This is a genomic window from Ottowia beijingensis, from assembly GCF_013423955.1.
Lineage (GTDB): Bacteria > Pseudomonadota > Gammaproteobacteria > Burkholderiales > Burkholderiaceae_C > Ottowia > Ottowia beijingensis.
Genome location: NZ_JACCKX010000001.1, coordinates 3,362,344 through 3,385,913, shown reverse-complemented (window position 1 = coordinate 3,385,913; position 23,570 = coordinate 3,362,344). Strand labels below are relative to the sequence as shown.

16 protein-coding genes and 6 pseudogenes are annotated in these 23,570 nt (G+C 69.1%); 12 read left to right on the top strand and 10 right to left on the bottom strand.

What is annotated here, in order from left to right; all coding sequences use genetic code 11:
• The first annotated feature begins 16 nt into the window (after window positions 1–16).
• The 8 genes and pseudogenes from H0I39_RS16810 (at window position 17) to H0I39_RS16780 (ending at window position 10,158) form a co-directional block, all read left to right on the top strand.
• Window positions 17–2,524: pseudogene (locus H0I39_RS16810) on the top strand (ligase-associated DNA damage response DEXH box helicase).
• Between the two features lie 86 nt (window positions 2,525–2,610).
• Entirely contained in the window at window positions 2,611–4,314 is a 1,704-nt protein-coding gene (locus tag H0I39_RS24665) for an alpha/beta fold hydrolase (protein WP_444547275.1), read from the top strand.
• A 38-nt stretch (window positions 4,315–4,352) separates the two neighbouring features.
• Window positions 4,353–5,129: an MFS transporter gene (locus tag H0I39_RS23470; protein ID WP_308645879.1), complete on the top strand. Its 777-nt coding sequence runs from the start codon at window positions 4,353–4,355 to the stop codon at window positions 5,127–5,129.
• Window positions 5,126–5,602, top strand: a complete 477-nt coding sequence (locus tag H0I39_RS23465; protein WP_307776832.1) for an MFS transporter — start codon at window positions 5,126–5,128, stop codon at window positions 5,600–5,602. The genes H0I39_RS23470 and H0I39_RS23465 overlap by 4 nt, the downstream gene beginning before the upstream one ends.
• Before the next feature lie 132 nt (window positions 5,603–5,734).
• Window positions 5,735–6,687, top strand: a pseudogene (miaA, locus tag H0I39_RS16790) (tRNA (adenosine(37)-N6)-dimethylallyltransferase MiaA).
• 173 nt (window positions 6,688–6,860) lie between these two features.
• Complete coding sequence (locus H0I39_RS22610; RefSeq protein ID WP_257645854.1) at window positions 6,861–7,898, top strand: DUF1800 family protein; 1,038 nt, start codon at window positions 6,861–6,863, stop codon at window positions 7,896–7,898.
• A complete protein-coding gene (locus H0I39_RS22605; RefSeq protein WP_257646223.1) occupies window positions 7,889–8,743 on the top strand; it encodes a DUF1800 family protein in 855 nt (284 codons plus the stop codon). Before H0I39_RS22610 ends, H0I39_RS22605 begins: the two co-directional genes overlap by 10 nt.
• 11 nt (window positions 8,744–8,754) lie before the next feature.
• Window positions 8,755–10,158: a DUF1501 domain-containing protein gene (locus H0I39_RS16780; RefSeq protein ID WP_180551245.1), complete on the top strand. Its 1,404-nt coding sequence runs from the start codon at window positions 8,755–8,757 to the stop codon at window positions 10,156–10,158.
• Between the two features lie 232 nt (window positions 10,159–10,390).
• Here the strand turns inward: H0I39_RS16780 and H0I39_RS16775 are convergent, their stop codons facing one another.
• A complete protein-coding gene (locus tag H0I39_RS16775; RefSeq protein WP_180551244.1) occupies window positions 10,391–10,819 on the bottom strand; it encodes an Hsp20/alpha crystallin family protein in 429 nt (142 codons plus the stop codon).
• Window positions 10,820–11,010: 191 nt separating this feature from the next.
• Between H0I39_RS16775 and H0I39_RS16770 the strand changes: the two genes are divergently transcribed.
• From H0I39_RS16770 to H0I39_RS16760, 3 genes are all read left to right on the top strand, one after another.
• Complete coding sequence (locus H0I39_RS16770) at window positions 11,011–12,018, top strand: inositol monophosphatase family protein (protein WP_180551243.1); 1,008 nt, start codon at window positions 11,011–11,013, stop codon at window positions 12,016–12,018.
• A 21-nt stretch (window positions 12,019–12,039) separates the two neighbouring features.
• On the top strand, window positions 12,040–12,744 hold the full coding sequence (trmB, locus tag H0I39_RS16765) for a tRNA (guanosine(46)-N7)-methyltransferase TrmB (protein WP_180551242.1): 705 nt from the start codon (window positions 12,040–12,042) through the stop codon (window positions 12,742–12,744).
• 334 nt (window positions 12,745–13,078) lie between these two features.
• Complete coding sequence (locus H0I39_RS16760) at window positions 13,079–13,990, top strand: pseudouridine synthase (RefSeq protein WP_308645878.1); 912 nt, start codon at window positions 13,079–13,081, stop codon at window positions 13,988–13,990.
• Window positions 13,991–14,375: 385 nt separating this feature from the next.
• Here H0I39_RS16760 and H0I39_RS16755 read toward each other — a convergent pair whose 3' ends face one another.
• A complete protein-coding gene (locus H0I39_RS16755; protein ID WP_180551241.1) occupies window positions 14,376–14,849 on the bottom strand; it encodes a hypothetical protein in 474 nt (157 codons plus the stop codon).
• A gap of 202 nt (window positions 14,850–15,051) precedes the next feature.
• Here H0I39_RS16755 and H0I39_RS16750 point away from each other — a divergent pair, with 202 nt between their 5' ends.
• The gene (locus H0I39_RS16750) at window positions 15,052–15,978 is read left to right on the top strand and encodes an MBL fold metallo-hydrolase (RefSeq protein WP_180551240.1); all 927 of its coding nucleotides are present in this window, start codon (window positions 15,052–15,054) and stop codon (window positions 15,976–15,978) included.
• 366 nt (window positions 15,979–16,344) lie between these two features.
• On the opposite strand, the gene H0I39_RS16745 is transcribed toward H0I39_RS16750, so the two are convergent.
• The 8 genes and pseudogenes from H0I39_RS16745 to H0I39_RS24655 all read right to left on the bottom strand — a co-directional run.
• Window positions 16,345–16,812: an AAC(3)-I family aminoglycoside N-acetyltransferase gene (locus tag H0I39_RS16745; protein ID WP_180551239.1), complete on the bottom strand. Its 468-nt coding sequence runs from the start codon at window positions 16,810–16,812 to the stop codon at window positions 16,345–16,347.
• 170 nt (window positions 16,813–16,982) lie between these two features.
• Window positions 16,983–18,443 (bottom strand): annotated as a pseudogene (alaS, locus tag H0I39_RS16740) (alanine--tRNA ligase); the annotation flags it as partial.
• Window positions 18,444–18,845: 402 nt separating this feature from the next.
• A pseudogene (gene alaS, locus H0I39_RS16735) lies at window positions 18,846–19,861 on the bottom strand (alanine--tRNA ligase); the annotation flags it as partial.
• 121 nt (window positions 19,862–19,982) lie between these two features.
• On the bottom strand, window positions 19,983–20,408 hold the full coding sequence (locus H0I39_RS16730) for a TA system VapC family ribonuclease toxin (RefSeq protein ID WP_180551238.1): 426 nt from the start codon (window positions 20,406–20,408) through the stop codon (window positions 19,983–19,985).
• A complete protein-coding gene (locus H0I39_RS16725; protein ID WP_180551237.1) occupies window positions 20,395–20,709 on the bottom strand; it encodes a type II toxin-antitoxin system Phd/YefM family antitoxin in 315 nt (104 codons plus the stop codon). The genes H0I39_RS16730 and H0I39_RS16725 overlap by 14 nt, the downstream gene beginning before the upstream one ends.
• A gap of 121 nt (window positions 20,710–20,830) precedes the next feature.
• Window positions 20,831–21,442: an RNA 2',3'-cyclic phosphodiesterase gene (gene thpR / locus H0I39_RS16720; protein WP_180551236.1), complete on the bottom strand. Its 612-nt coding sequence runs from the start codon at window positions 21,440–21,442 to the stop codon at window positions 20,831–20,833.
• Between the two features lie 2 nt (window positions 21,443–21,444).
• A pseudogene (locus tag H0I39_RS24660) lies at window positions 21,445–22,200 on the bottom strand (helix-hairpin-helix domain-containing protein); the annotation flags it as partial.
• 354 nt (window positions 22,201–22,554) lie between these two features.
• A pseudogene (locus H0I39_RS24655) lies at window positions 22,555–23,468 on the bottom strand (error-prone DNA polymerase); the annotation flags it as partial.
• Window positions 23,469–23,570 lie beyond the last annotated feature (102 nt).

Here is a 23,570-nt window from a genome sequence, read left to right as displayed (position 1 = left end):
TGCTGTGGCTGACCCCATGCGCGCGCTGGCGGCCGACACGTTGCGGGCGCTGCGCGGGCCGCTGGCCGATCTGGCGCCGCACTGGACGAGCGGGCTGCGCACGGGCGACACGGCCAGTGGCGAGCGCGCGGCGCAAAGCCGGCGCTTGCCGACGGTGCTGGTGACCACGCCCGAAAGCCTGTCGCTGCTGCTGGCGCGCGCCGATGCGCGCGAGGCGCTGCAATCGGTGCAGCTGGTGGTGGCCGACGAATGGCACGAGCTGCTGGGCAGCAAGCGCGGCGTGCAGGTGCAGTTGGCGCTGGCGCGCCTGTCGGGCTGGAACCCGCAGCTCATGGTGTGGGGCATGTCGGCCACGCTGGGCAATCTGCAAGAGGCGCTGCAGGCGTTGCTGCCGCAGCCGCCGGATACTACTGAATCGATAGCTGCTCGCGCACGTCCGGCAAGCGCCAGAGGCCAAAAACGCTCAGAATCCACAGCCCCACCCAGCCCCGCCCTGATCCAGGGCCGCATCGACAAAGCGCTGGTCATCGACACCCTGCTGCCCGCGCGCGCCGAGCGCTTTGCGTGGGCCGGACACATGGGCTTGCAGATGCTGCCGCAGGTGGCCGAGGTGATCGAGGGCAGCGGCTCCACGCTGGTGTTCACCAACACGCGCTCGCAGGCCGAGCGCTGGTTTCAGGCGCTGCTGGAGGCGCGCCCGCACCTGGCGGGCGTGCTGGCGCTGCACCACGGCTCGCTGGACAAGGCGGTGCGCGAGTGGGTGGAGCTGGGCCTGAAAAGCGGCGCGCTGAAAGCGGTGGTGGCCACCAGCAGCCTGGACCTGGGGTGGACTTTCTGCCGGTCGAACGGGTGCTTCAGATCGGCAGTTGCAAGGGCGTTGCGCGGCTGTTGCAGCGCGCCGGCCGCAGCGGCCACGCTCCTGGGCGGCCGTCGCGCATCACGCTGGTACCGACGCACAGCCTGGACTCGTCGAGGCGGCCGCCGCGCGCGATGCCGTGCAGGCCGGCCAGATCGAAGAACGCCACACCCCCGCGAGCCGCTGGATGTGCTGGTTCAGCACCTGGTCACCGTGGCGCTGGGCGGCGGCTTCGTGCCCGATGCGCTGTACGCGGAAGTTCGGCGCACCGCGGCGTACCGCGGTTTGAGTCGCGACCACTGGCAGTGGGCGCTGGACTTCGTGCGCCAGGGCGGCGCGTCGCTGGCCGCGTACCCGGACTTTCACCGCGTGGTGCCGGACGAGCATGGCGTGTGGCGCATGACCGACGCGCGGCTGGCGCGAAGGCACCGCGCCAACATCGGCACCATCGTCAGCGACGCGGCGGTGCGCGTGCAATACGTGAGCGGCGGCCAGCTGGGCACGGTGGAAGAGAGCTTCATCGCGCGGCTGAAACCGGGCGACGTGTTCATGTTCGCGGGCAAGCTGCTGGAGCTGGTGCGCGTGCACGAGATGACGGCGCAGGTGCGCCGCGCCGCCGCCGGCAGCGCCGCGCTGCCGCGCTGGAACGGCGGCCGCATGCCGCTGTCCAGCACGCTGGCCGATGCCGTGGTGCGCAACTTCGCCGATTACGAGGCCGGCCGCGCCGACAGCCCCGAGATGCGCTGCGTGGCACCGCTGCTGGAACTGCAGCGCCGCTGGTCGCACCTGCCCGCGCCCGACACGCTGTTGGCGGAGGTGCTGAAGACGCGTGAAGGCTGGCACCTGTTTCTGTACCCTTTCGCGGGTCGGCAGGTGCACCTGGGGCTGGCCGGCTTGCTGGCATGGCGCGCGGCGCGGCACGAGGCGGGCACGTTTTCGCTGGCGTTCAACGACTATGGCCTGGAACTGCTGTCTGCCAAGCCGATCGATTGGGCGGCGCGGCTGCCGGCCATGTTGCACGGCCCCGGGAAAGCTATTGATTCAGTAGCTTTCAGCGCTTGCCCAGTAAGCGCTGAAGGCCAATTTGATCAATTTTTTCTGGATGAGGTGCTGCAAAGCCTGAACGCGACCGAGCTGGCACGCCGGCGCTTTCGCGAGATCGCGCGCATCGCGGGCCTGATCTTTCAGAGCCATCCGGGCGAGCGCCGCTCGGCACGCCAGCTGCAGGCGTCGGCATCGCTCTACTACGAGGTGTTTCGGCAATACGACCCGGATAACCGCCTGCTGGCGCAGGCCGAGCAGGAGTTGCTGCAACAGGAGTTGGACGTGGATCGACTGGCGGCCGCGCTGACGCGCATGCGGGCGCAGACGCTGCGCGTGGCGCCGCTCCAGCGACCGACGCCGCTGGCGTTTCCGCTGATGGTCGAGCGCTTTCGAGAGAAACTGAGCAATGAGCCGCTGGCCGATCGCATCGCCCGCCTGGTGGCCGATCTGGAGCACGCTGCCGGCGGCGTGCTGGTGGGTACCCAGCACGCGAGCGCCGACAGCGTGCGCCAGACAGCGCAAGACGTGCGCGCGGCGCTCGGCCTGGCCGAAGGCAGTGCCGCTGATCGCCCCACCGGCGCCGACGGCAGCCGGGCGCGACGCCCGCGCCGCGCTGGCCGCTGAGAAGCCATGCAACGCCGTTGGCCTGACCCAGCGCCGCGCTGCAGCGCGGCCACCAGTCGTCGGTCGCCAACGGGCATGATCGGCCTGTGACCCCAGCCCCGCCTGAGCCCCCGAATCCGCCGACCCGCCCACCAGCACCGCAGCCGCTGGCCGACGGCGCCTGCGCCATCGCGCTGCACGGCGAGCGCATCGATCTGCTGCCCGAGCGCGCCGCCTGGTGGCCGGCAGCGCGCACCCTGTTCGTGGCGGACGCGCACCTCGGCAAGGCCGCCGTGTTCCGCGCCCGCGGCCTGCCTGTGCCGGAAGCCACCACCGGCGCCACGCTGGCGCAGCTCGGCGCCTTGATCGCGCGCTGCGGCGCGCACGAGGTCGTGTTTCTGGGCGATCTGCTGCACGCCCGCGAAAGCCATCACCCTGCCGTGCTGACGGCGCTGCGCGACCTGCGCACCCGAACCGCCCAGGTGCGCATGCGCCTGGTGCGTGGCAACCACGACAGCCACGCGGGCAATCCGCCGGACGCGCTGGACATCGAAGTGGTGGACGAACCGCTGCTGCTGGGCCCGTGGGCCGCCTGCCACCACCCTGAGACCGACCCCGCGCGGCTGGGGGCGCCACCGTGCTGGCAGGGCATTGGCACCCCGTGGTTCATCTGCACGGCGCGGGGCGCGACAGCCTTCGGCTGCCCTGCTTCGTGCAGCAGCCGGGACGGCTGGTGCTGCCGGCTTTCGGCGCCTTCACTGGCGGTCACACCGTCAGCGCACGCGCCGATGTGCGCTGCTACGCCGTGGGCGCGGGGCGTGTGTGGGCGCTGCCGGGCCCAGCGGCTCAGCGCATCACGGCCGCCCGGCGCAGCGACAGCGTTCGCTGAGATCCCCGCGAAACTTTGCGCCGGCGCGGCGCTCCATCTCCGCATGACACGCAAACTCTGGCGTCCTGCCTTGGCGGCCTTGGCCCTTGGTGCCGTCCTGGCAGGCTGCGCCGCGCTGAACGAAAGGCAGCGCGCCTGGATCTTCCAGCCCTCCGACCGCGCCTGGGGCCATTCGGCCGGCATGGCCGAAGGCATGCAGGCGCAGTGGATCGACTACACCTCGCACATCACCGGCCAGCCGGTGCGGCTGCACGCGTTGTGGCACGCCGCCGACCCGCAGACGCCCGGCTGCGGTCCGGTGCTGCTGTACCTGCACGGCGCGCGCTGGGACGTGCGCGGTTCGGCCAGCCGCATCCGCCGCATGCAGGCGTTGGGCTTCTCGGTGCTGGCGATCGATTACCGCGGCTTCGGTCAGACATCGCGCGAGCTGCCGTCCGAGGCCATGGCGGTCGAGGACGCACGCGCCGCCTGGGACTGGCTGGCCCGTCAGCACCCGCAGGCGCCGCGCTTCATCTTTGGCCATTCGCTGGGCGGCGGCATTGCGGTGGCGCTGGCCGAGCAGGTGCAGGACCAGCGCGGTCTGATCCTGGAAGGCACGTTCACCTCGATCCGCGACGTGGCCGGCACCATGAAATGGGGCTGGCTGCCGGTGGGTCCGCTGATCACGCAGCGCTTCGATTCGGCACGGCGCATTGGGCGCGTCGGCTCGCCGGTGCTGGTGGTGCATGGGGCCGAAGACCGCCTGATCCAGCCCGAGCTGGGCCGGCGCCTGTTCGACGCCGCGGCCGAGCCCAAGGCCTTCGTGCTGGTCGAAGGCGGCTCGCACCACAGCACCAACGCGGTCGGGCAGGAGCAGTACCGCGCCGCGCTGCCCCGGCTGTTTGGCGCGCAGTGCTTTGCAGCCACCGTGGCCACTTCGTAAGCCCCGGCAGCGCACAGGCGATCTGATACGCTCGCCGCGTGCCGCCTTCCGCCGCCTCCATCCGACCCGCCGCAGAGGCGCCGCTACCCGGCATGTCGCCAGCGCTCGTCGTCGTGCTGCTGGCCCTGCTGCTGGGCATCCAGCCCATCACCACCGACGTCTACCTGCCCGCCCTGCCCTCCTTGCAGCAGGATCTGGGCGCGTCGATGGCGCAGGTGCAGATGACGTTTGCGGCGCTGCTGCTGTCCTTTGGCATCTCGCAGTTGGTGTGGGGACCGCTGTCGGACCGCTTTGGCCGCAAGCCGATTCTGCTGTGGGGCATGGGCGCGTATGTGCTGGCCTCGGTGGCCTGCGTGCTGGCCCCCAGCATGGCGCTGCTGATTGCCGCGCGCATCGCCCAGGGCGCGGCCATGGGCGCGGCCGTGATGGGCGCGCGCGCCGTGGTGCGCGACCTGTATGCGCCGCTGGAAGGCGCCAAGGTGATGTCGCGCGGCCTCTCGGGCCTGGGCGTGATCGCCATTCTGTGCACGCCGCTGGGTGGCCTGCTGACCGACTGGGTGCACTGGCGCGCGGCCATGGCGGTGCTGGCGGTGTTCGGTGTCGGCACGCTGGCGCTGCTGATGCTGCGTTTTCAGGAGACGATTCCGGCACGCAACCCGCAGGCGCTGGCGCCGCGCACGCTGTGGCGCTCGTGGGCGCAGATCGCCCGGCACCCCACCTTCGCCAGCTACTGCGTGCTGTCGTCGGCGTCGTATGTGGCGCTGTTCACCTTTCTCGCCAGTTCGTCCTTCGTGCTGATCCAGGGGTGGGCATGAGCAAGCTGGCCTACGGCGGCGCCATGGCGTTCGGCTCGGTGCTCTACATCCTGGGCACCATCGCCTGCCGGCGGCTGCTGGTGCGCTGGGGCATCCGGCGCACGGTGTTCGCGGCAGGCTGCGTCACCTTCACGGCCGGCGCGCTGATGGCGGCGCTGGCCTGGCTGGGCTGGGGCCAGCCGTGGTATGGCGCCTGGGCCGTGCTGCTGCCGCAGTACCTGTTCATCATGGCGCACGGCGTGCACCAGCCGGTGGGGCAAAGCGGCGCTGTGGCGCCGTTTCCGCAGATGGCGGGTGCGGCGTCGGCGCTGAACGGCTTCGTCATGATGGCCTCGGCCTTCCCCATGGGCCTGTGGCTGGGCCGCGCCATGGACGGCACGGCGCGCCCCATGGCACTGGGCTTTGCGCTGTGGTGCACGGTGATCGCCCTCACCGCCTGGACCCTGGTACAAAAACATGGCGATCCCCGCTGAGCCGCTGACGGGGCTTGCCCCTTCTGCTGCGCAAGAGGGGACAACGCCCATGCCCGGCGCAGGCACGGGCATGGCGTTCGCTGGCACGGCCAGCTGCGCAGCCGCTCGATCCATTGACCAACGCTCAACGACATGCCGGACACCCCAGCCATTTGCATCGCCGGCCCCACGGCTAGCGGCAAGAGCGCCGTGGCGCTGGCCCTGGCCGGGCTGGTGCCGGCGGAGATCGTCAGCGTCGATTCGGCCCTGGTGTACCGCGGCATGGACATCGGCACCGCCAAGCCCACGCCGGCCGAGCGCGCCGCCGTGCCGCACCACCTGATCGACATCCGCGACCCGCGCGAGGCCTACAGCGCCGCCGAGTTCGTGCGCGACGCGCAGCGGCTGATCGGCGAGATACATGCCCGCGGCCGCGTGCCGCTGCTGGTAGGCGGCACCATGCTGTACTTCAAGGCGCTGTTCGAGGGGCTCGACGCGCTGCCGCCCGCCGACCCTGCGGTGCGGCGCCAGATCGAGGAACGCGCCGCGCGCGACGGCTGGCCCGCGCTGCACGCAGAGCTGGCACGCGTCGACCCCGTCACCGCCGTCCGCCTGGCGCCGGCCGACAGCCAGCGCATCCAGCGGGCGCTGGAAGTGTGGCAGCTGACGGGGCAGCCGCTGTCGGCGCTGCACACTACCAAATCAATAGCTATCAGCGCTTGTCCATCAAGCTCAGGAGCCCTTTTTCCTTGGAACCCGTGGACCGTGCCTGGCTGCACGAACGCATCGCGCGCCGCTTCGACGACATGCTGTCCGCCGGCTTCATCGACGAAGTGGCTGCGCTACGCGCGCGCGGCGACCTGCACCCCGACCTGCCTTCGATGCGCTGCGTGGGCTACCGCCAGGTGTGGGAGACGCTGGACGGCCGCGCGCCCCTGGCCACCCTGCGTGATCGCGGCATCGCCGCCACGCGCCAGCTGGCGAAGCGGCAGCTCACCTGGCTGCGCGGCATGCCCGGGCGCCAGGTGCTGCCGGTGGACGACGAAAAACGTCCGGACGAGCTGGCACGCGAGTTGCTGAAACTGGCGGGAATCGACAATTTCTGACGAATTCCGGCATTTTTGTGGCCGGTTTCGTGAAATAGGCAGCGCTTACCCAGTTTTACGTCAAGCGCTTTCGTGGTAGGCGCGCCGCGCGTTCCAATGCGCACCGTCACCGGCCACGCCCTGCCGAGTCGGTCGATATTTGACAAGCAGCCCCGCCCGGAGGAAGAAACAACATGAGCACCGAGATCAGCGAACCGATCGCTGAAGGCACCGGCGTGCCCGCCGCCAGTCAGCCACCGTCCGCTGACATCACCGCGGCAGCGGCCAGCCGCCCGACAGCTTCGCCACCAGATCGCCTGGCCCGCGTTGCGGGGCTGTCGGCCCTGATGTCCGCCGTGCTGGCGGCTTGCGGCGGTGGCAGTGAGGACATCAACCCACCCATCGCCAGCCCGGAACCGCAGCCGCTTCCGGGCACAGGGCAAGTGCCCGTGCCCGCGCCCGGTTCGTCGCCCCCGCCTGCGCCAGCCACCCCCGCACCCGGTGCGTCGCCGGCACCAGCCACGCCCGCGCCCGCCACGCCGACCAACATCACCATGGCCGAGGCCGCGCGCTTTCTGCAGCAGGCCCAGTTCTCCTCCACCGACGCCGACATCGCCGCCGTGCAGGCCAAGGGCTATGCCGCCTGGCTGGACGAGCAGATGTCGGCGCGCAGTTACACCAGCGGCTGGGACTGGCTGGTGAGCCAGGGTTACAGGCAGTACGGCATCCGCTTCAACCAGAACTACGCCGACCACATGATCTGGAACCAGCTCATCGCCGCGCCCGACGCGGTGCGCAAGCGCGTGGCGCTGGCCTGGTCCGAGATCTTCGTGGTGTCCACCAGCACCATCGAGGGCCACTGGCCCTCGTTCGCCATGGCCGCCTACTGGGACTTGCTGAACCAGCACGCGTTCGGCAACTACCGCCAGCTGCTGGAGGCCATCACGCTCAACCCGGCCATGGGCGCCTACCTGAACACGCGCGGCAACAAGAAGGCCGACGGCAGCGGCCGCGTGCCCGACGAGAACTACGCGCGCGAGGTGATGCAGCTGTTCTCCATCGGCCTGTACGACCTGAACGCCGACGGCACGCTGCGCGGTGGCGCGCCGCGCGAAACCTACGGCCCGTCCGACGTCAGCAACCTGGCGCGCATCTTCACCGGCTACAACCTCAATTCGCCCAACAGGCAGCACGAGACCGACCCCAGCCGTTCCGCGTGCCCATGGTGCTGAACGCCAGCGACCATTCACCCGAGCCAGCCAGCTTTCTGGGCCAGACGGTGGGCAGCGGCGACGGCGCGTCGCGCCTGCGGTTGGCGCTCGACATCCTGTTCAACCACCCCAACGTCGGCCCCTTCATCGGTCGCCAGCTGATCCAGCGCCTGGTCACCAGCGACCCGAGCCCGGCCTATGTGGGCCGCGTGGCAGCGGCCTTCAACAACAACGGCGCCGGCCAGCGCGGCGACCTGCGCGCCGTCACGCGCGCCGTGCTGCTGGACCCGGAGGCGCGGCAGGATCCTTCGCTCAAGGGCACCACCTGGGGCAAGCTGCGCGAACCCATGATCCGCTTCGTGCAATGGGCACGCACTTTCGGTGCCACCTCGGCCGACGGCAAGTGGATCCTGTGGGACATGTCGGACCCGTCCCGGCATCTCGGCCAGAGCCCGCTGCGCAGCCCGTCGGTGTTCAACTTCTTCCGCCCCGGCTACGTGCCGCCCGGCACCGCGCTGGCCACGCACGGGCAGACAGCGCCCGAGTTCCAGCTCACCAACGAGAACTCAGTGGCCGGCTACCTCAACTTCATGCAGGGCGTGATCGCCTGGGGCTACGGCGCGCAGGCCAGCCGCATTGCGGTGACCAGCTACCCGCGCGAGCTGGCGCTGGTGGACGACCCGGACGCGCTGGTCCAGCGCGTCAACCTGCTGCTGGCCGCCGGCCAGCTGTCGACCACCACGCTGACCACCATCCGCAACGCCATCGCCAGCATCCGCATCTGGGGCGACAACGAGCGCAAGGTGCGCGTGTGGGCCACCATCGCGCTGGTCATGGCCAGCCCCGAGTACCTGGTGCAGAAATGAAAGACACGCGCATGACTTCCACCGACACCCTGGCGCGCCGCGCCTTCCTGCGCCGCCTGGGCCACCTGGGCATCGCCGGCACGGCCGCGCCCTGGGCCATCAACCTGGCCGCCATGGGCGAGGCCGCGGCGTTCACCGCCAACGATGGCTACAAGGCACTGGTCTGCATCTTCCTGTATGGGGGCAACGACAACGGCAACACGCTCATCCCTTACGACAGCGCGGGCCATGCCGAATACGTGCAGGCGCGCGGCACGCTGGCCATCGCCCGCGCCAGCCTGGGCGCCACGGCGCTGACCGGCAACGGCCTGCCCGCGGGGCGCGAATACGCCCTGGCCCCCACGCTGGCGCCGCTCAAGGGCCTGTTCGACCGGCGGCAGCTGGCGGTACAGCTCAACGTCGGCCCGCTGCGGCAGCCGACCACGCTGGCGCAGTACCAGGCCCGTTCGGTGCCGCTGCCGCCCAAGCTGTTCTCGCACAACGACCAGCAGTCGGTGTGGCAAAGCTCGCTGGCGGAAGGCTCGGTCACCGGCTGGGGCGGCAACCTGGGCGACCTGGCCCTCTCCAGCAACGGCGGCAACGGCCTGTTCACCTGCATGTCGGTCACCGGCAACGCGGTGTTCCTGTCGGGCGACCAGGCGCTCGCCTACCAGATCGGCCCCGGCGGCGCCGTGGCCATCAACGGCGTGACACGGGACGACGGCATGTACAACCAGCAGGCCTGCCGCCAAGCGCTGCAGACGCTGATCACGCAAGGCCGCACCCATGTGCTGGAGAACGAGCTGAACCGCGTCGTCGCGCGCTCCATCAGCTCGCACGCCACGCTGGCGGGCGCGCTGGCCGGCAGCGATGGCCAGTTCGATGCCCTGCTGCCCACCACGGCCGAGCGGCCCGCCACGCTCAACGGCCAGCTGAAGATGGTCGCGCGCCTGATCGCGGCGCGCAACCAGCTGGGCCTGAAGCGCCAGGTGTTCCTGGTGTCGCTGGGCGGCTTCGACACGCACGACAACCTGATGACCAACCACCCCAAACTGCTCGAGCAGGTGGCCCAGGCGATGGCGGGGTTTCAGGGCGCGCTCGACGCCATGGGCGTGGGCCCGCAGGTCACCACCTTCACCGCCAGCGACTTCGGCCGCACCATGACCTCCAACGGCGACGGCTCGGACCACGGCTGGGGCAGCCACCACCTGGTGATGGGTGGTGCGGTGAAGGGCGGCGCCTTCTACGGCACCGCACCGACGGCCCTGCTGAAGGGTCCGGAAGACGTGGGCCAGGGCCGCCTGCTGCCCAGCACCTCGGTCGACCAGTACGCGGCCACGCTGGCGCGCTGGTTCGGTGTCAACGATGGCGAGATGCGGGAGGTGGCGCCCAGCATCGGCAACTTCGATCAGAAGAACCTGGGCTTTCTGGGCTGAAGGCGACGCACCGCAGGTCAGCCGCGGATGCGTGGGCTGGCGCTGCTTCGGCCCCTGGCGCTGCGCCCTTCGCGGCAGAAGGCGCGCAGCGCCGTGGGCCTCATACCCATGCGCTTTCAAAAATGACGAATGACAAATGACTTCGCTGCGCTTCAATGACAAAAAGGCATTCGTCATTTGTCATGCGGCGCCAGCCGCGGTCATTCGTCATCAATTTGAACGCGAAACGGTATCACTCGATGGTCAACCGCTGCGAGCCGCTGGCCTGCTTCTTGGGCAGGGTCAGTATCAGCACGCCGTTGTCGTACTTGGCCTTGGCGGCGCTCTGGTCAATGTCCTGCGGCAGCTGGAAGCTGCGCGACACGGCGCCGTAGTAGCGCTCGCTGCGCAGCACCTTCTCGCCCTCGGCCCGCTTGTCCTGCTGCTTCACCTCGGCACGCAGGGTGACCACGCTGCCGTCGATGGACACGTGGATGTCTTCCTTGCCGACGCCCGGCACTTCGGCCAGCACGGTGTAGGCGGCGTCGGATTCGCTCACGTCGATCCTGATCTGCGACGCGCTGGGCAGCGGGTCGCCGTGCAGCGGCTTGATGAAGAAGCCGGGGGCGAACTCCTTGAAGAAGTCGTCGAACAGGTTGCTGCGGCTGGGTACGTTGGCCATGGGGTCTCCTTTGTCGTTACATCGTCGGGGGATGACAGGCAACCCTTGCCTGCCACTGATGCTCAGTTGCGGATGGCCGGCTCCGATTTCAAGCCTGCCCCCGCACCGGCAAAGCATGGGAAAATACGCGTTTGCCGCCGCCATCGCGCGTGCCGGCCCTGCCCCTTGCGGCCCACTGCTCTTCACAAAACATGTCGTCCTCCCTGCACCCCATGCTCAACGTGGCCATTCGGGCCGCGCGCGCCGCTGGCGCCATCATCAACCGCGCCGCGCTCGACGTCGAGGCCGTGCGCATCTCGCAGAAGCAAGTGAATGATTTCGTCACCGAAGTCGACCACGCCAGCGAGGACGCCATCATCGACACCCTGCTCACCGCCTACCCCAGCCACGGCATCTTGGCCGAGGAATCGGGCAGTTCGCGCGGCAACCCGCGCGCCGACCACGTGTGGATCATCGACCCGCTGGACGGCACCACCAACTTCATCCACGGCTTTCCGGTCTACTGCATCAGCATCGCGCTCAGCGTGAAGGGCCGCATCGAGCAGGCCGTGGTGTACGACCCGACGCGCAACGACCTCTTCACCGCCACGCGCGGCCGCGGTGCATACCTGAACGACCGCCGCATCCGCGTCAGCAAGCGCACGCGCCTGGTCGAAAGCCTGGTCTCCACCGGCTTTCCGTTCCGCAAGGGCGACGACTTTCCGACCTACCTGGCCATGATGGGCGACGTGATGCAGCGCACCGCCGGCCTGCGCCGCCCCGGCGCCGCCGCGCTGGACCTGGCCTACGTGGCCGCCGGCTTCACCGACGGCTTCTTCGAGACCGGCCTGAAACCCTGGGACATCGCCGCCGGCAGCCTGCTGGTGACCGAGGCGGGCGGCCTGATCGGCAACTTCACCGGCGAATCGGGCGACCTGGAACAGGGCGAATGCCTGGCCGGCAACCCGCGCGTGTATGCGCAGCTGGTGCAGGTGCTGCGCAAATACTCTCGTTTCGATAGCGTGCAGCGCTCGTCCGACAAGGAGAAGGCGCTGATTTCTCTCAAGAAACCCGACACGGGTGAAGCCGCCACCGACAGCCACGCCAGCGATGCCGCCTTCGACGCCTGGGCCGGCCCCGACGCCGCAGCGGGCGACGAACCCCGCGCGCATGAGCACGGCCGACGGCAGCGCGCCCGCCGCTGCACCCACGCCCGCTGAACCCCACACGCCCCCGGCGATGTGGCGCACCCGCGCGCCATCCGCACCTTCGTCATGCGCGCCGGCCGCACCACCATCGGCCAGGCCCGCGCGCTGGCCGAGCTGGGGCCGCGCTACCTGCTGCCCTACGATCCGGATACTACGGATTTGGTAGCTGCCTGCGCCCTTCAGTCGGGCGCTGAAGGCCAGAATCACTCGAAAACTGTGCTGGAGATCGGCTTCGGCATGGGCCATGCCACGGCGCACATCGCGGCGCTGATGCCCGACACGCTGTTCATCGGCTGCGAGGTGCATGAACCCGGCGTGGGCGCGCTGCTCAAGGCCATCGGCGAGCAACAGCTGGCCAACCTGCGCATCATCCAGCACGACGCCGTGGAGGTGCTGCAGCACATGATCGCGCCCGCCAGCCTGCACGGCGTGCACATCTTCTTCCCCGACCCGTGGCACAAGAAGCGCCACCACAAGCGCCGCCTGATCCAGCCGCCGCTGGTGCGCCTGCTGGCCACGCGCATCGCCCCCGGCGGCTACGTGCATCTGGCCACGGATTGGGAGCCCTACGCCCAGCAGATGCTGCAGGTGCTGGGTGCCGAGCCGCTGCTGGCCAACACCGCCGACGGCTACGCACCGCGCCCCGCCTACCGGCCCGAAACCAAGTTCGAACGCCGCGGCCTGCGCCTGGGCCACGGCGTGTGGGATCTGGTGTTCCGGCGCCTGCCCACGGCATGAAAGATGACGGCGCGACGCGCCATGACCGCGGCGGCGCCGCATGACGAGATCACTCCACTGCTGCTTGATGACCAAGAAGTCTCAGATGCGGCTTGTGGGAGCGGCCTTGGCCGCGATGGCAGCGCCTGGCCCCGAGCCACGGCTGATCGCGGGCAAGCCCGCTCCCACAAAAACGCATGACTGAAGCGTCCTCCTGACGACAGGATGCTCATCCGTTCATGGTGCGCAGCACCGTCATTGACGCGCAGCGCCGTCATTTCGTCATTCCCCGCATGAGCCGCCCACCGCGCCCCCACACCTGCCGCTGCGCGACGGCGTCAGCGCCAGTTGCCTGGTGGCGCAGCCGGGCGATGCCGGCGCCAGCGTGCTCGACCTGCTGGCCGCCCGCCTGCCCGCACTCAGCCGCGCCGACTGGGCCGAGCGCCTGCACGGCGGCGAGGTGCTGAACGCCGACGGCGACCCGCTGGCCGCCGACGCGCCCTGCCGCCCCGGCCAGCGCCTGTACTACTACCGCCGGCTGGACGACGAGCCCGAGCCGCTGAACACCGAGCGCATCGTGTTTCAGGACGACTGGCTGGTGGTGGCCGACAAGCCGCACTTCATGCCCGTCACGCCCAGCGGCCGCTTCGTGCAGCGCAGCCTGCTGGTGCGGCTGAAGCGCCGGCTCGGCCTGCCGGACTTGAGCCCGGTGCACCGCATCGACCGCGAAACGGCCGGGCTGGTGGTGTTCGCCGTGCAGCCGCACACGCGCGATGCTTACCAGGCGCTGTTCCGCGACCGGCGCGTGCAGAAGGTGTACGAAGCCGTGGCGCCGCACCGCGCCGACCTGGCGCTGCCGCGCACCCACCGCAGCCGCTTGGAGCCCGATGCCGAGCGCTTCTTCATCTCGCGCGAGGTGCCGGGCGAGCCGAACAGCGAGACGCACATCGAGCGCACCGCCGTGTTCGGCGCGCACGCGCTGTACCTGCTGCAGCCGGTGACCGGGCGGCGCCACCAGTTGCGCCTGCACCTGCACGCGCTGGGCGTGCCGATCCTGGGCGACGGCTTTTATCCCACGGTGCTGCGCGGTCCGGGCGCGCCGGACGATGCCGAGCGGCCGCTGCAGTTGCTGGCCCGCGCGCTGATGTTCGACGACCCTTTCACCGGCGCGGCGCGGCGGTTTGAATCGACCTTGACGCTGGCCGCCAGCCAGGGGCGGTGGCCCGGTGGCTGCGCTGCGGTGTCGGTGCCGCAGGCACCGGCCTGATTCCGTTTCGCGTTGCAAGCGCTTTTTTGACGGATGACGGAATGACTTCGCCGCTGCGCGGCGTAATGACGAAACGACGTCCGTGATGCGCCAAATGCCTCGCACGCCGCTGGCGTCATGGCGGCGCAGCCGCCGTCATCCAAGCGCAGCGAGGTCATTTCGTCATCGCACGCGAGAAGCCATCCTTTCGAGCAACGAAACACCATAAGTGTCCGAAGCCTGAGGCGCGGTCGGTCTGAGACGGTGTTGGGACAACCTCCATGGCGTAAGACCTCCAAAAACATACTCCCCATACACCCATCCTTCAGCGCCTGTCCATCGGGCGATAGATCCATATACCCCTGAAACTCAACCCGTCTCCAGCGCGGAACGCGCCGCCCGCGCCTCAACGCTCCGGCAGGCTGCCCAGGTCGGTCAGCGGCGCCGGGTGCAGCGGCGCGTATTCGGTGTGCCCGCGCGCCTCGCGCCGCTCGTGCAGGCGCTGGCGCACGGCGCTGCGCAGATCGGCCAGCTGATCGGCCGGCAGCGCGTGCTCGTCCTCATGGTTGGCGGCGGCCACCGCCGAGGCGATGCGCGCCGAGCTGCTGTCGGAGTGCGCGCGGTGCGCATGGCTCAGGTCGTCGCCGTCGCGGATGGTGAGCATGAAATGCTCGCCCCGCAGTTCGCCCAGCTCGGTCAGCTTGCGGCGGAAGAACAGGCGGATTTCCTCGCGCGCCTGCTGCGGAATGTGCTGCGCGGTGTGCACCACCAGCACGAAGCCCGCGCGGCCCTCGGTGTCGCGCGTGGCCAGGCAGTCGATGCGCCCCGCCATGCCGACGTGGCGCATGACGTAGGCGCTGGCCGCGCGCAGGCGCCGCAAGCGCGTGGCCGGCGAGCGGAAGCGGGCGCGGACTCGTTCGATAAACTGGATGACAGGATCGCGATTCTGGACAGCCGGCCCGCACCGCCAGTGGCGCCGCGGACCATCTGAAAGAATACCCGATACCCCCGCATTCAGGGGTCTTCCGCCGCGCACCACGGCCGCTGGTGTGCACTTGCCGCCACTTTGCCGCGCCATTGCCATGCACGCCCTGCCCTCTGATCTGATCGTCTTCGAGCGCGGCTGGCTCTCGTCCAACAACCTGCTGTGCCTGGGCGATGCGCCGGCCTTCATCGACACCGGCCACACCAAGCACGCCGCCGACACCGTGCGCCGCGTGCGCGATGCGCTGGGCGGCCGCCCGCTGGCCGACATCGCCCACACCCACCTGCACAGCGACCACTGCGGCGGCACCGGCGCGCTGCAGGCCGCGTGGCCCGCCGTGCGCACCTGGGTACCCGCGCCGTCGCTGCCGCACGTGCAGGCGTGGGACCAGGACGCCCTCACCTTTGGCGACAGTGGCCAGCGCTGCGACCGCTTCAGCGCCGGCCACGCCCTGGTGCCCGGCCAGGCGGTGCGCCTGGGCGCGCACGAATGGCAGGTGCTCGCAGCGCCCGGGCACGACGCGCTGGCGGTGCTGCTGTTCGAGCCGCGCCATGGCATCCTGATGGCGGGCGACGCGATGTGGGAGCACGGCGTGGGCGTGATCTTTCCGCACATCGACGGCTCGGGCGGCTTCGAGCACTTCACCGACACGCTGGCGCTGATCGAGCGGCTCGACCCGGCCGTGGTCATCCCCGGCCACGGCGCGCCGTTCGGGCGCGAGGGCGGCGCCATCCAGGCCGCCATGGCGCGCGCCCGCGCCCGCATCGAGCAGTTCCACGCCCACCCGGCCGCGCACGCGCTGTACGCCGCCAAGGTGCTGATCAAGTACCAGATGCTGGACGCCGAAAGCATGGCGCACGCCGACTTCCAGCACTGGCTGGAACACGCCCCCGCCCTGCGCACCCTGCACCGGCAGCACCGGCCCGATCTGGACTGGCACGCCTGGCTGGCGCTGGTGCTGGCGCCGCTGTTCGGCAAAGGTGTGTTGCGGCGCGACGAGACGCACGTGCACGACGGCGCCTGATTCCAATTCAGGTCAAAGCTGCCATGGCCCGTCATTCCGGCGCAAAGCCTGCCCCGTACCGCGATACGGGGCCGGAATCCAGACGGCGTGTGCGCAGAGCCATGGATCCCGGCCTTCGCCGGGATGACGGTGATGGACGCATGGAATTGGAAATGGAATCAGCAGACGAGGTGCAGGCGCAATCACCCTTGAACGGGCGATAGCCATTTGGCGCCATGGTGCAGTTCAATAACAGGAGCTGCTTGCGCCCGCCACACGGGCGCTGAAGCCCATTTTTCTTCCACGAAAAATATGGAAGGTCCCCCTGCTTCCACCCGGCCTGTGCGGCGGCGCGCCGCCCGCCGTGGGCCACGGGGTGCGCCGGCCTCAGCGCGAAGGGTGCGGCCGGGGCGGGATGTCGAAGTGCAGCACGTCCTCGCGCGTGCCGAGCCGGGTGTACAGCGCGATCGCCGCATCGTCGCCCTGGTCGGCCTGCACGAAGATCACCCACGCGCCGCGCTCGGCGGCCATGGCCTGCAGGTGGCGAATCAGCGCCGTGGCCACGCCGCGCCGGCGGTGCGCGGCATCGACCGCCAGGTCGTAGAGGTAGATTTCGCTGCGCGCCTGCTCGAACTTGGGCAGCACATACGCCACCAGCCCGCCGATCACCGCGCCGTCCTCCACGGCGGCCAGCGCGATGACGCCCTCGCGCGCCAGCCACGCGCGCGCTTCGTCGGCGGACGGTGGCTTGCCAAGGTAGGTGGCCTCATCCTCGAAGGCAGCGCCGAACATGGCGCGCATGGCGTCCATCAGCGGAACGTCATCGACGCCGAGATGATGGACCGCAAACGCCATCGTCGGCCCCGATCAGACGCGCTCTGCCACCCAGCCCTGCACCGACGACAGCGCCTTCGGCAGCCCCGACGCATCGGTGCCCCCAGCCATCGCCATGTCGGGCTGCGACTGCGGAGCAGAGGGCCCGCGAAGTGGCCCCGCGCAGCAGGATGCCAAGCCCGACATTTGGTTCACACCCGCTCCGCCACCCAGCCCTGCACGGATTTCAGCGCGTTCGGCAGCCCGCTCGCATCGGTGCCGCCCGCCATCGCCATGTCGGGCTTGCCGCCGCCCTTGCCGCCCACTTGCTGGGCGACGAAGTTGACCAGCTCGCCGGCCTTCACCTTGCCCACCGCGTCCTTGGTCACGCCGGCGGCCAGCTGCACCTTGTCGCCTTCGACGGCAGCCAGCACGATGGCGGCGGACTTGAGCTTGTCCTTCAGCTTGTCCATGGTCTCGCGCAGCGTCTTGGCGTCGGCGCCGTCCAGGCGCGCGGCCAGCACCTTCAGGCCGTTCACGTCCACCGCCTGGTTCACCAGCTCGTCGCCTTGCGAAGAAGCCAGCTTGCCCTTGAGCTGGGCGATTTCCTTCTCCAGTGCCTTCACCTGATCGAGCACCTGGCCCAGCCGCGCCTGCACCTCGGCCGGCGGCGCGCGCAGCGTGGCGGCCACGCTGTGCAGACTGGATTCGAGGCCCTGCGTGTATTCCAGCGCGTTGGTGCCGGTGATGGCTTCGATGCGCCGCACGCCGGCGGCCACGCCGCCTTCGCTGACGATCTTGAACAGGCCGATGTCGCCCGTGCGCCGCACGTGCGTGCCGCCGCACAGCTCCTTGCTGGAGCCGATGGTCAACACGCGCACGGTTTCGCCGTATTTCTCGCCGAACAGCATCATGGCGCCGCTTTTCTGAGCGTCGTCCAGCGCCATCACCGCCGCATCGGTGGCCGCGTTGGCGAGGATTTCGGCGTTGACGCGGCGCTCGATCTCGGTGATCTGATCGGGCGTGACCGGCGCGTTGTGCGCAAAGTCGAAGCGCGTCTTTTCGGCATCGACCAAGCTGCCCTTTTGCTGCACGTGCGCGCCCAGCACCTCGCGCAGCGCCTTGTGCATCAGGTGCGTGACGCTGTGGTTGCGCATGGTGGCGGCGCGCGTGAACTGGTCAACCTTGGCGTCCACCGTATCGCCCACTTTGAGCGCGCCTTGCGTCATCACGCCATGGTGACCGTAGACATCGGCCTTGATCTTCTGCGTATCCTGCACGCCGAACTCGAAACCTTCGGCCGTCAGCACACCGGCATCGCCCACCTGGCCGCCGCTTTCGGCGTAGAACGGCGTGGTGTCCAGCACCACAATGCCGCTTTGACCTTGTTTCAGGCTGTCTACCCGCACGCCGTCTGCGTAGAGCGCTACCACTTTGCTAGTGTGAACGAGTTCTTCGTAGCCCGTGAAACGGTTCGCATCACCGCTGTAATCTACGGCCTTGTCCATCTTGAACTTGCCCGCGGCGCGTCCGGCCGCCTTCTGCTGCGCCATGGCTTCGTCGAAGCCCGCCACGTCTACCGTCACGCCGCGCTCACGGCACACGTCCTGTGTCAGATCGAGCGGGAAGCCGTAGGTGTCGTGCAGCTTGAAAGCCAAGCCACCGGACAACGGCGGACTCTGAATCGCCCGCACCTCTATAGCGTTTGGCGCCTCGGAACCGCGACGCTGTATTTCCGCCCTGAATTCAGGTGAAACGCTGCTGGGAAGGAGAGCTACTAACCTGGGATCGAAACAGGTGTTGTTTGCCCCATTCTTCAAGAATTCGTCGAGGTTAGATAAGAAGTCAGCCTCACGTCCCACATACCGATTGGGCGTCGCCACAAGCCTTAGCCGATCATCCACTTTGAGAATGTCTGGAAATGCAGATGAAAGGACCATCTCCTGAGCCGTCATCCGCAATGCGCCCTTGAACACAGTGGCGTTAACGCTCTCGGACAAGACGCGCATTTCGTCGTCAACGAAGGCGTTATTAAGAATCTCCATGCCCGTTTCCAGCGTCTCATAAAAGCGCTCTTCCTCGGCCTTCAGCACCTCTTCCACGCGCTTGCCTTCAGCCTGCAGGCGCGGGTAGGCAGCGCCCATCAACTCCACCAGCAGCGGCACCAGCTTGTAAAGAAGGGCTTCTTCTGCCCCAGCTTGTAGCCGTGGCGGATGGCGCGGCGGATGATGCGGCGCTGCACGTAGCCGCGGCCTTCGTTGCTCGGCATGACGCCGTCGCTGACCAGAAACGCCGTGGCGCGGATGTGGTCGGCGATCACCTTCAGCGAAGGGTTCGCCAGGTCGGTGCAGCCGGTCACCTCGCAGGCCTTGGCGATCAGCTTGTCGAACAGGTCGATCTCGTAGTTGCTGTGCACGTGCTGCAGGATGGCGGCCAGGCGCTCCAGGCCCATGCCGGTGTCCACGCAGGGCGCGGGCAGCGGCGTCACGCTGCCGTCCTCGTGCATCTCGAACTGCATGAACACGTGGTTCCAGATCTCGATGAAGCGGTCGCCGTCTTCCTCAGGCGATCCGGGCGGGCCGCCGGGGATGTGCGGGCCGTGGTCGTAGAAAATTTCGCTGCACGGGCCGCAGGGGCCGGTGTCGGCCATCATCCAGAAGTTGTCGGACTTGTACTTGCCGCCCTTGTTGTCGCCGATGCGAATCACGCGCTCGGGCGGCAGGCCGATGATCTGCGTCCAGATGCCGTAGGCCTCGTCGTCGTCTTCATACACGGTGGCCAGCAGGCGCTCGGGCGGCAGGCCGTAGACCTTGGTCAGCAGCTCCCAGCCCCATTCGATGCTCTCCTTCTTGAAGTAGTCGCCGAACGACCAGTTGCCCAGCATCTCGAAGAAGGTGTGGTGGCGCGCGGTGTAGCCGACGTTCTCCAGGTCGTTGTGCTTGCCGCCGGCGCGCAGGCAGGCCTGCACGCTGGCCGCGCGCACGTAAGGGCGCTTGTCGGTGCCGAGGAACACGTCCTTGAACTGCACCATGCCGCTGTTGGTGAACATCAGCGTCGGGTCGTTGCCGGGCACCAGCGGGCTGCTGGGCACCACGGTGTGGCCCTTGCTCTCGAAGAAGTCGAGGAAGGTCTTGCGAATGTCGGCGACGGAGATGGGGGCTTGTTTTGGCTCATGATGTTTTGGGTTGGAAGCGCTTGTGGAGCAAGCGCAGTCAGCTCAGTAATTGATAGCGAAGGCCGGAGAAGCGGGCAAAGTCCCTGTCGAAGGTCAGCACCTCGGCCTGGTGTTCGATGGCGATGGCGGCGATGTGGGCGTCGGTCATCAGGTTGCCGGCAGTGCCGGCCGACAGCAGCAGGCGGCCGAAGATACCGGCGTGCAGCGGCCCCGGCTCGAGCACGCGCACGCGCGGGTGCGCCAGCCACTCGTCCACGATGCCCAGGACCTCGGCCACGTCCAGCGGCGATGGCAGGATGCCCCGCTTGGTCGACAGCCGCATGAAGCCCATCAGCACGACCCAGGTCAGCGCCATGCCGCGCGGGTCGGCCAACATGTCTTCCAGCGTCTTGCGGGCCAGGTCGTGCTGCGCGCTGTCGGCGTGAACGGCGTTGAGCAGCAGGTTGGTATCAGGAAGCAGCATGGCGCTCCTGGTAGTCCTGCTCGATGCGGCGCATCTTCTCGATCAGTTCTTCGTCTTCCAGTTCGGCCGCGAGCTGGTTGGCCTTGGTCAGATCGACCAGCGGCACCCCGGTATGAAAGGTGCGCTGAACGAATGGCGGAATGGCTTGCGCCGGCGCGTCGGCCTTGGCATGCAGCGGCACGATCTTCGCCACCGGCTTGTTGTGGCGCATGATGATCACTTCTTCGCCCGCCTCGGCGCGCGCGACGAATTCGGACAGGCGGGTCTTGGCCTCGAACAGGCCGACGGCGGGTGATGGCATGACGACCTCCAGAAAAATTGGTTGAATCAACTAGATTTTAGCGGATTCGGCGCCTGGCCGGCGTTCTGCCATCGCGGAGATGGACTTGACACCTCGCGCTGCTGCCAGCGCCGAGTCCGCTTCATGGCGCCCTGCGGCCGAACTGCCCCAGCCGGCGGTACTGCGGCGGCTGGGCCTTGAGGTCGGACCAGATCAGATCGACCTGCCGCACCGTCCAGCGGATGGGCTCGGTCAGCGGCGCCAGCGTGGGGCGTTCGGCATGACGCAAAGTGGTCAGGTGGGGCTTGAAACCGTTGCTGGCGGCGGGCAGGCCCGCCTGACGGGCCAGTTGGGCGGTGGCGCGGTGCAGCGCGGCCAGTTCGGGCGTGTGCTCCGGCACCAGCACCGCAATCACGCCGCTGGGCGCGCGCCACAGTTCGGCTTGCGTGAGCGTGATCTCGAACGTAGCAAACCGCAGCGTCTGCAGCGCGGCCAGCCAGTCGCGCTCGTGCGGCGCATCGACCGCGTTGAAGAACTGCAGCGTGAGGTGCATGCGCTCGGGCACCGGGTGCAGGCGGCGCGGCAGGCCGGGCCAGCGCTGGCGTTCGGCGTCGATGGCAGCGCAGGCCTCGGGCGGCGGGAACAGCGCGGTGAACAGGCGGCGCGGGGCGGCGGGCGTGGGCAGGTCGGTCATGGCGAACAGCGCATTCTGCGCGGGGTGGGCGACGTGTGCGGCGGGGCGGCGCCGGGCCATGGTCAATGAAAGTCGCGGCTCGTCGTCAGCCCGGCGATGCGGCCGAGCAGCGGCGTGAGATCGACAAAGCGCTGCGCGATGAGATGGCGCACGTGGCCGCCGCTGTCCTGGCCGATCTGCCATTCGCCCTGCACGGCCAGCAGGCGCGAGCGCAGCAGGGCGTTGCGCTGATCTTCGGCCACCCGCACGCTTTTCCAGACGATGACGTTGACGGGGCCGGTCTCGTCTTCCAGCGTGACGAAGATGGTGCCCTTGGCGGTGCCGGGCTGCTGCCGGCCGATGACGATACCGCAGGCGCGCACCTGCTCGCCGTGCCGGGCGGCCTTCAACTCCTGGGCGCTGCGCAGGCGCCAGCGGGCCAGGCGCGGGCGCAGCAGCGCCAGCGGGTGGCGCCGCAGCGTCAGGCCGAGGGCGGCGTAGTCGTGCACGATTTCTTCGCCTTCCGGCGCGGCGGGCAGCACGAGCGCGTCCTCGTCGATGGGCGCGTCGCGCAGCAGTTCCGGTGCTGACTTGAGGGCCGCGCCCTGCCACACCTGCTGGCGGCGGTGGCCGGCCAGGGTGATGAGCGCGTCGGCGGCGGCGAGCTGGTTGAGTGCCTTCACGTCCAGTTGCGCGCGGCGCGCGAGGTCATCGACGCTGGTGAACGGCCGCTCGGCGCGCGCTTGCTCGATGCGCCGGGCGGCGGCTTCGTTCAAGCCCTGCGCCAGGCGCAGGCCCAGGCGGACGGCAGGTCTTGCCGTTTCTCTTGCTGGGGTAAGGCTGGGATGGGTGCCGGCGGATTGGCGGGTGGCGCGGGGTGGCCCCCACCCCGGCCCTCCCCAGCGGGGAGGGAGAAAAATAAGCTTCATTTTCAATAGCGTGTTGCGCTTTCTGGGTAAGGTCCCGAGGCAAATTTGATTCAAAAAAGGCTGCGCATCTTCAACCGCCTGCCCCTCACCCCAGCCCTCTCCCGCAAGCGGGAGAGGGGCGATAGCCGCCCGTGCCGCAGCGGATGGGCTTGCTCCCTCGCCCCTCTGGGGAGAGGGCTGGGGTGAGGGCCGACGGCGCGGCCATCGGCCACGGGGCTGACCCCCACCCCGGCCCTGCCCCAGCGGGGAGAGAGCCAAGACAGCCTCCTCCAGCGCGCAATCCCACCCGCTCACCGTCACATCCGGCGGCAGCACGACGACGCCGTGGCGCCTGGCGTCCTGAACCAGTTGCGCCGGGCCATAGAAACCCATCGGCTGCGAATTGAGCATCGCCGCCAGAAACGCCTCGGGCTCGTGGCACTTGAGCCAGCTGCTTTCGTAGGCGATCAGGGCAAAGCTGTAGGCGTGGCTTTCGGGAAGCCGTATTCGCCGAAGCCTTCGATCTGCCTGAAGATGCGCTCGGCGTATTCCAGCTCATAGCCGTTGCGCCGCATGCCCTGGATGAGGCGTTCGCGGTGCGGCCCCAGACCGCCCTTGCGCTTCCAGGCGGCCATGTCGCGGCGCAACCGGTCGGCATCCTCGGCGCTGTAGTCGGCGGCGATCATGGCGACTTCCATGACCTGCTCCTGAAAAATCGGAATGCCCAGCGTGCGCCTGAGCGCCTTGGCCAGGCGGGGCTGGCATTCCGGGTCGTCAGGATCGGCCGGGTTGGGCGCGGGGTCGTTGGTCGAACGATCGTAGGTGATGGGCAGACCGCGCCGCCGACGCTCGCGCGCCTTCAGGTACGGGTGCACCATGCCGCCGCTGATCGGCCCCGGCCGCACGATGGCGACTTCGACCACCAGGTCGTAGAAGGTGGTGGGCTTCAGGCGCGGCAGCATGCTCATCTGCGCGCGGCTTTCGATCTGGAAGGTGCCCACGGTGTCGGCGCGGCGGATCATGCGGTAGGTTTCCGGACATTCGCTCTGGATATCGGAGCGCGTGAACGGCCTGCCACGCCGACGCGAGACCATTTCAAGGCAGCGCCGCATGGCCGTGAGCATGCCCAGTGCCAGCACGTCGACCTTCATCAGGCCCAGCGCGTCGAGGTCGTCCTTGTCCCACTGGATGACTTGCCGCAGCGCGGGCGCGGCGGCAGCCAGCGTTCCAGTTCCGGGCAGATCGCGTGGGCGCTGGCGGGTGCTTCACCTTCTGCGTCGGGGTCGGCCCACTGCACGGGA

What these genes read in the sequence shown, in the direction of transcription:
- H0I39_RS23465 (WP_307776832.1), top strand. Translation starts at nt 5,126, where the DNA reads ATGAGCAAGCTGGCCTACGGCGGCGCCATGGCGTTCGGCTCGGTGCTC.
- H0I39_RS22610 (WP_257645854.1), top strand. Translation starts at nt 6,861, where the DNA reads ATGAGCACCGAGATCAGCGAACCGATCGCTGAAGGCACCGGCGTGCCC.
- H0I39_RS22605 (WP_257646223.1), top strand. Translation starts at nt 7,889, where the DNA reads ATGGTGCTGAACGCCAGCGACCATTCACCCGAGCCAGCCAGCTTTCTG.
- H0I39_RS16780 (WP_180551245.1), top strand. Translation starts at nt 8,755, where the DNA reads ATGACTTCCACCGACACCCTGGCGCGCCGCGCCTTCCTGCGCCGCCTG.
- H0I39_RS16775 (WP_180551244.1), bottom strand. Translation starts at nt 10,819, where the DNA reads ATGGCCAACGTACCCAGCCGCAGCAACCTGTTCGACGACTTCTTCAAG.
- H0I39_RS16770 (WP_180551243.1), top strand. Translation starts at nt 11,011, where the DNA reads ATGTCGTCCTCCCTGCACCCCATGCTCAACGTGGCCATTCGGGCCGCG.
- H0I39_RS16750 (WP_180551240.1), top strand. Translation starts at nt 15,052, where the DNA reads ATGCACGCCCTGCCCTCTGATCTGATCGTCTTCGAGCGCGGCTGGCTC.
- H0I39_RS16745 (WP_180551239.1), bottom strand. Translation starts at nt 16,812, where the DNA reads ATGGCGTTTGCGGTCCATCATCTCGGCGTCGATGACGTTCCGCTGATG.
- H0I39_RS16730 (WP_180551238.1), bottom strand. Translation starts at nt 20,408, where the DNA reads ATGCTGCTTCCTGATACCAACCTGCTGCTCAACGCCGTTCACGCCGAC.
- H0I39_RS16725 (WP_180551237.1), bottom strand. Translation starts at nt 20,709, where the DNA reads ATGCCATCACCCGCCGTCGGCCTGTTCGAGGCCAAGACCCGCCTGTCC.
- thpR (WP_180551236.1), bottom strand. Translation starts at nt 21,442, where the DNA reads ATGGCCCGGCGCCGCCCCGCCGCACACGTCGCCCACCCCGCGCAGAAT.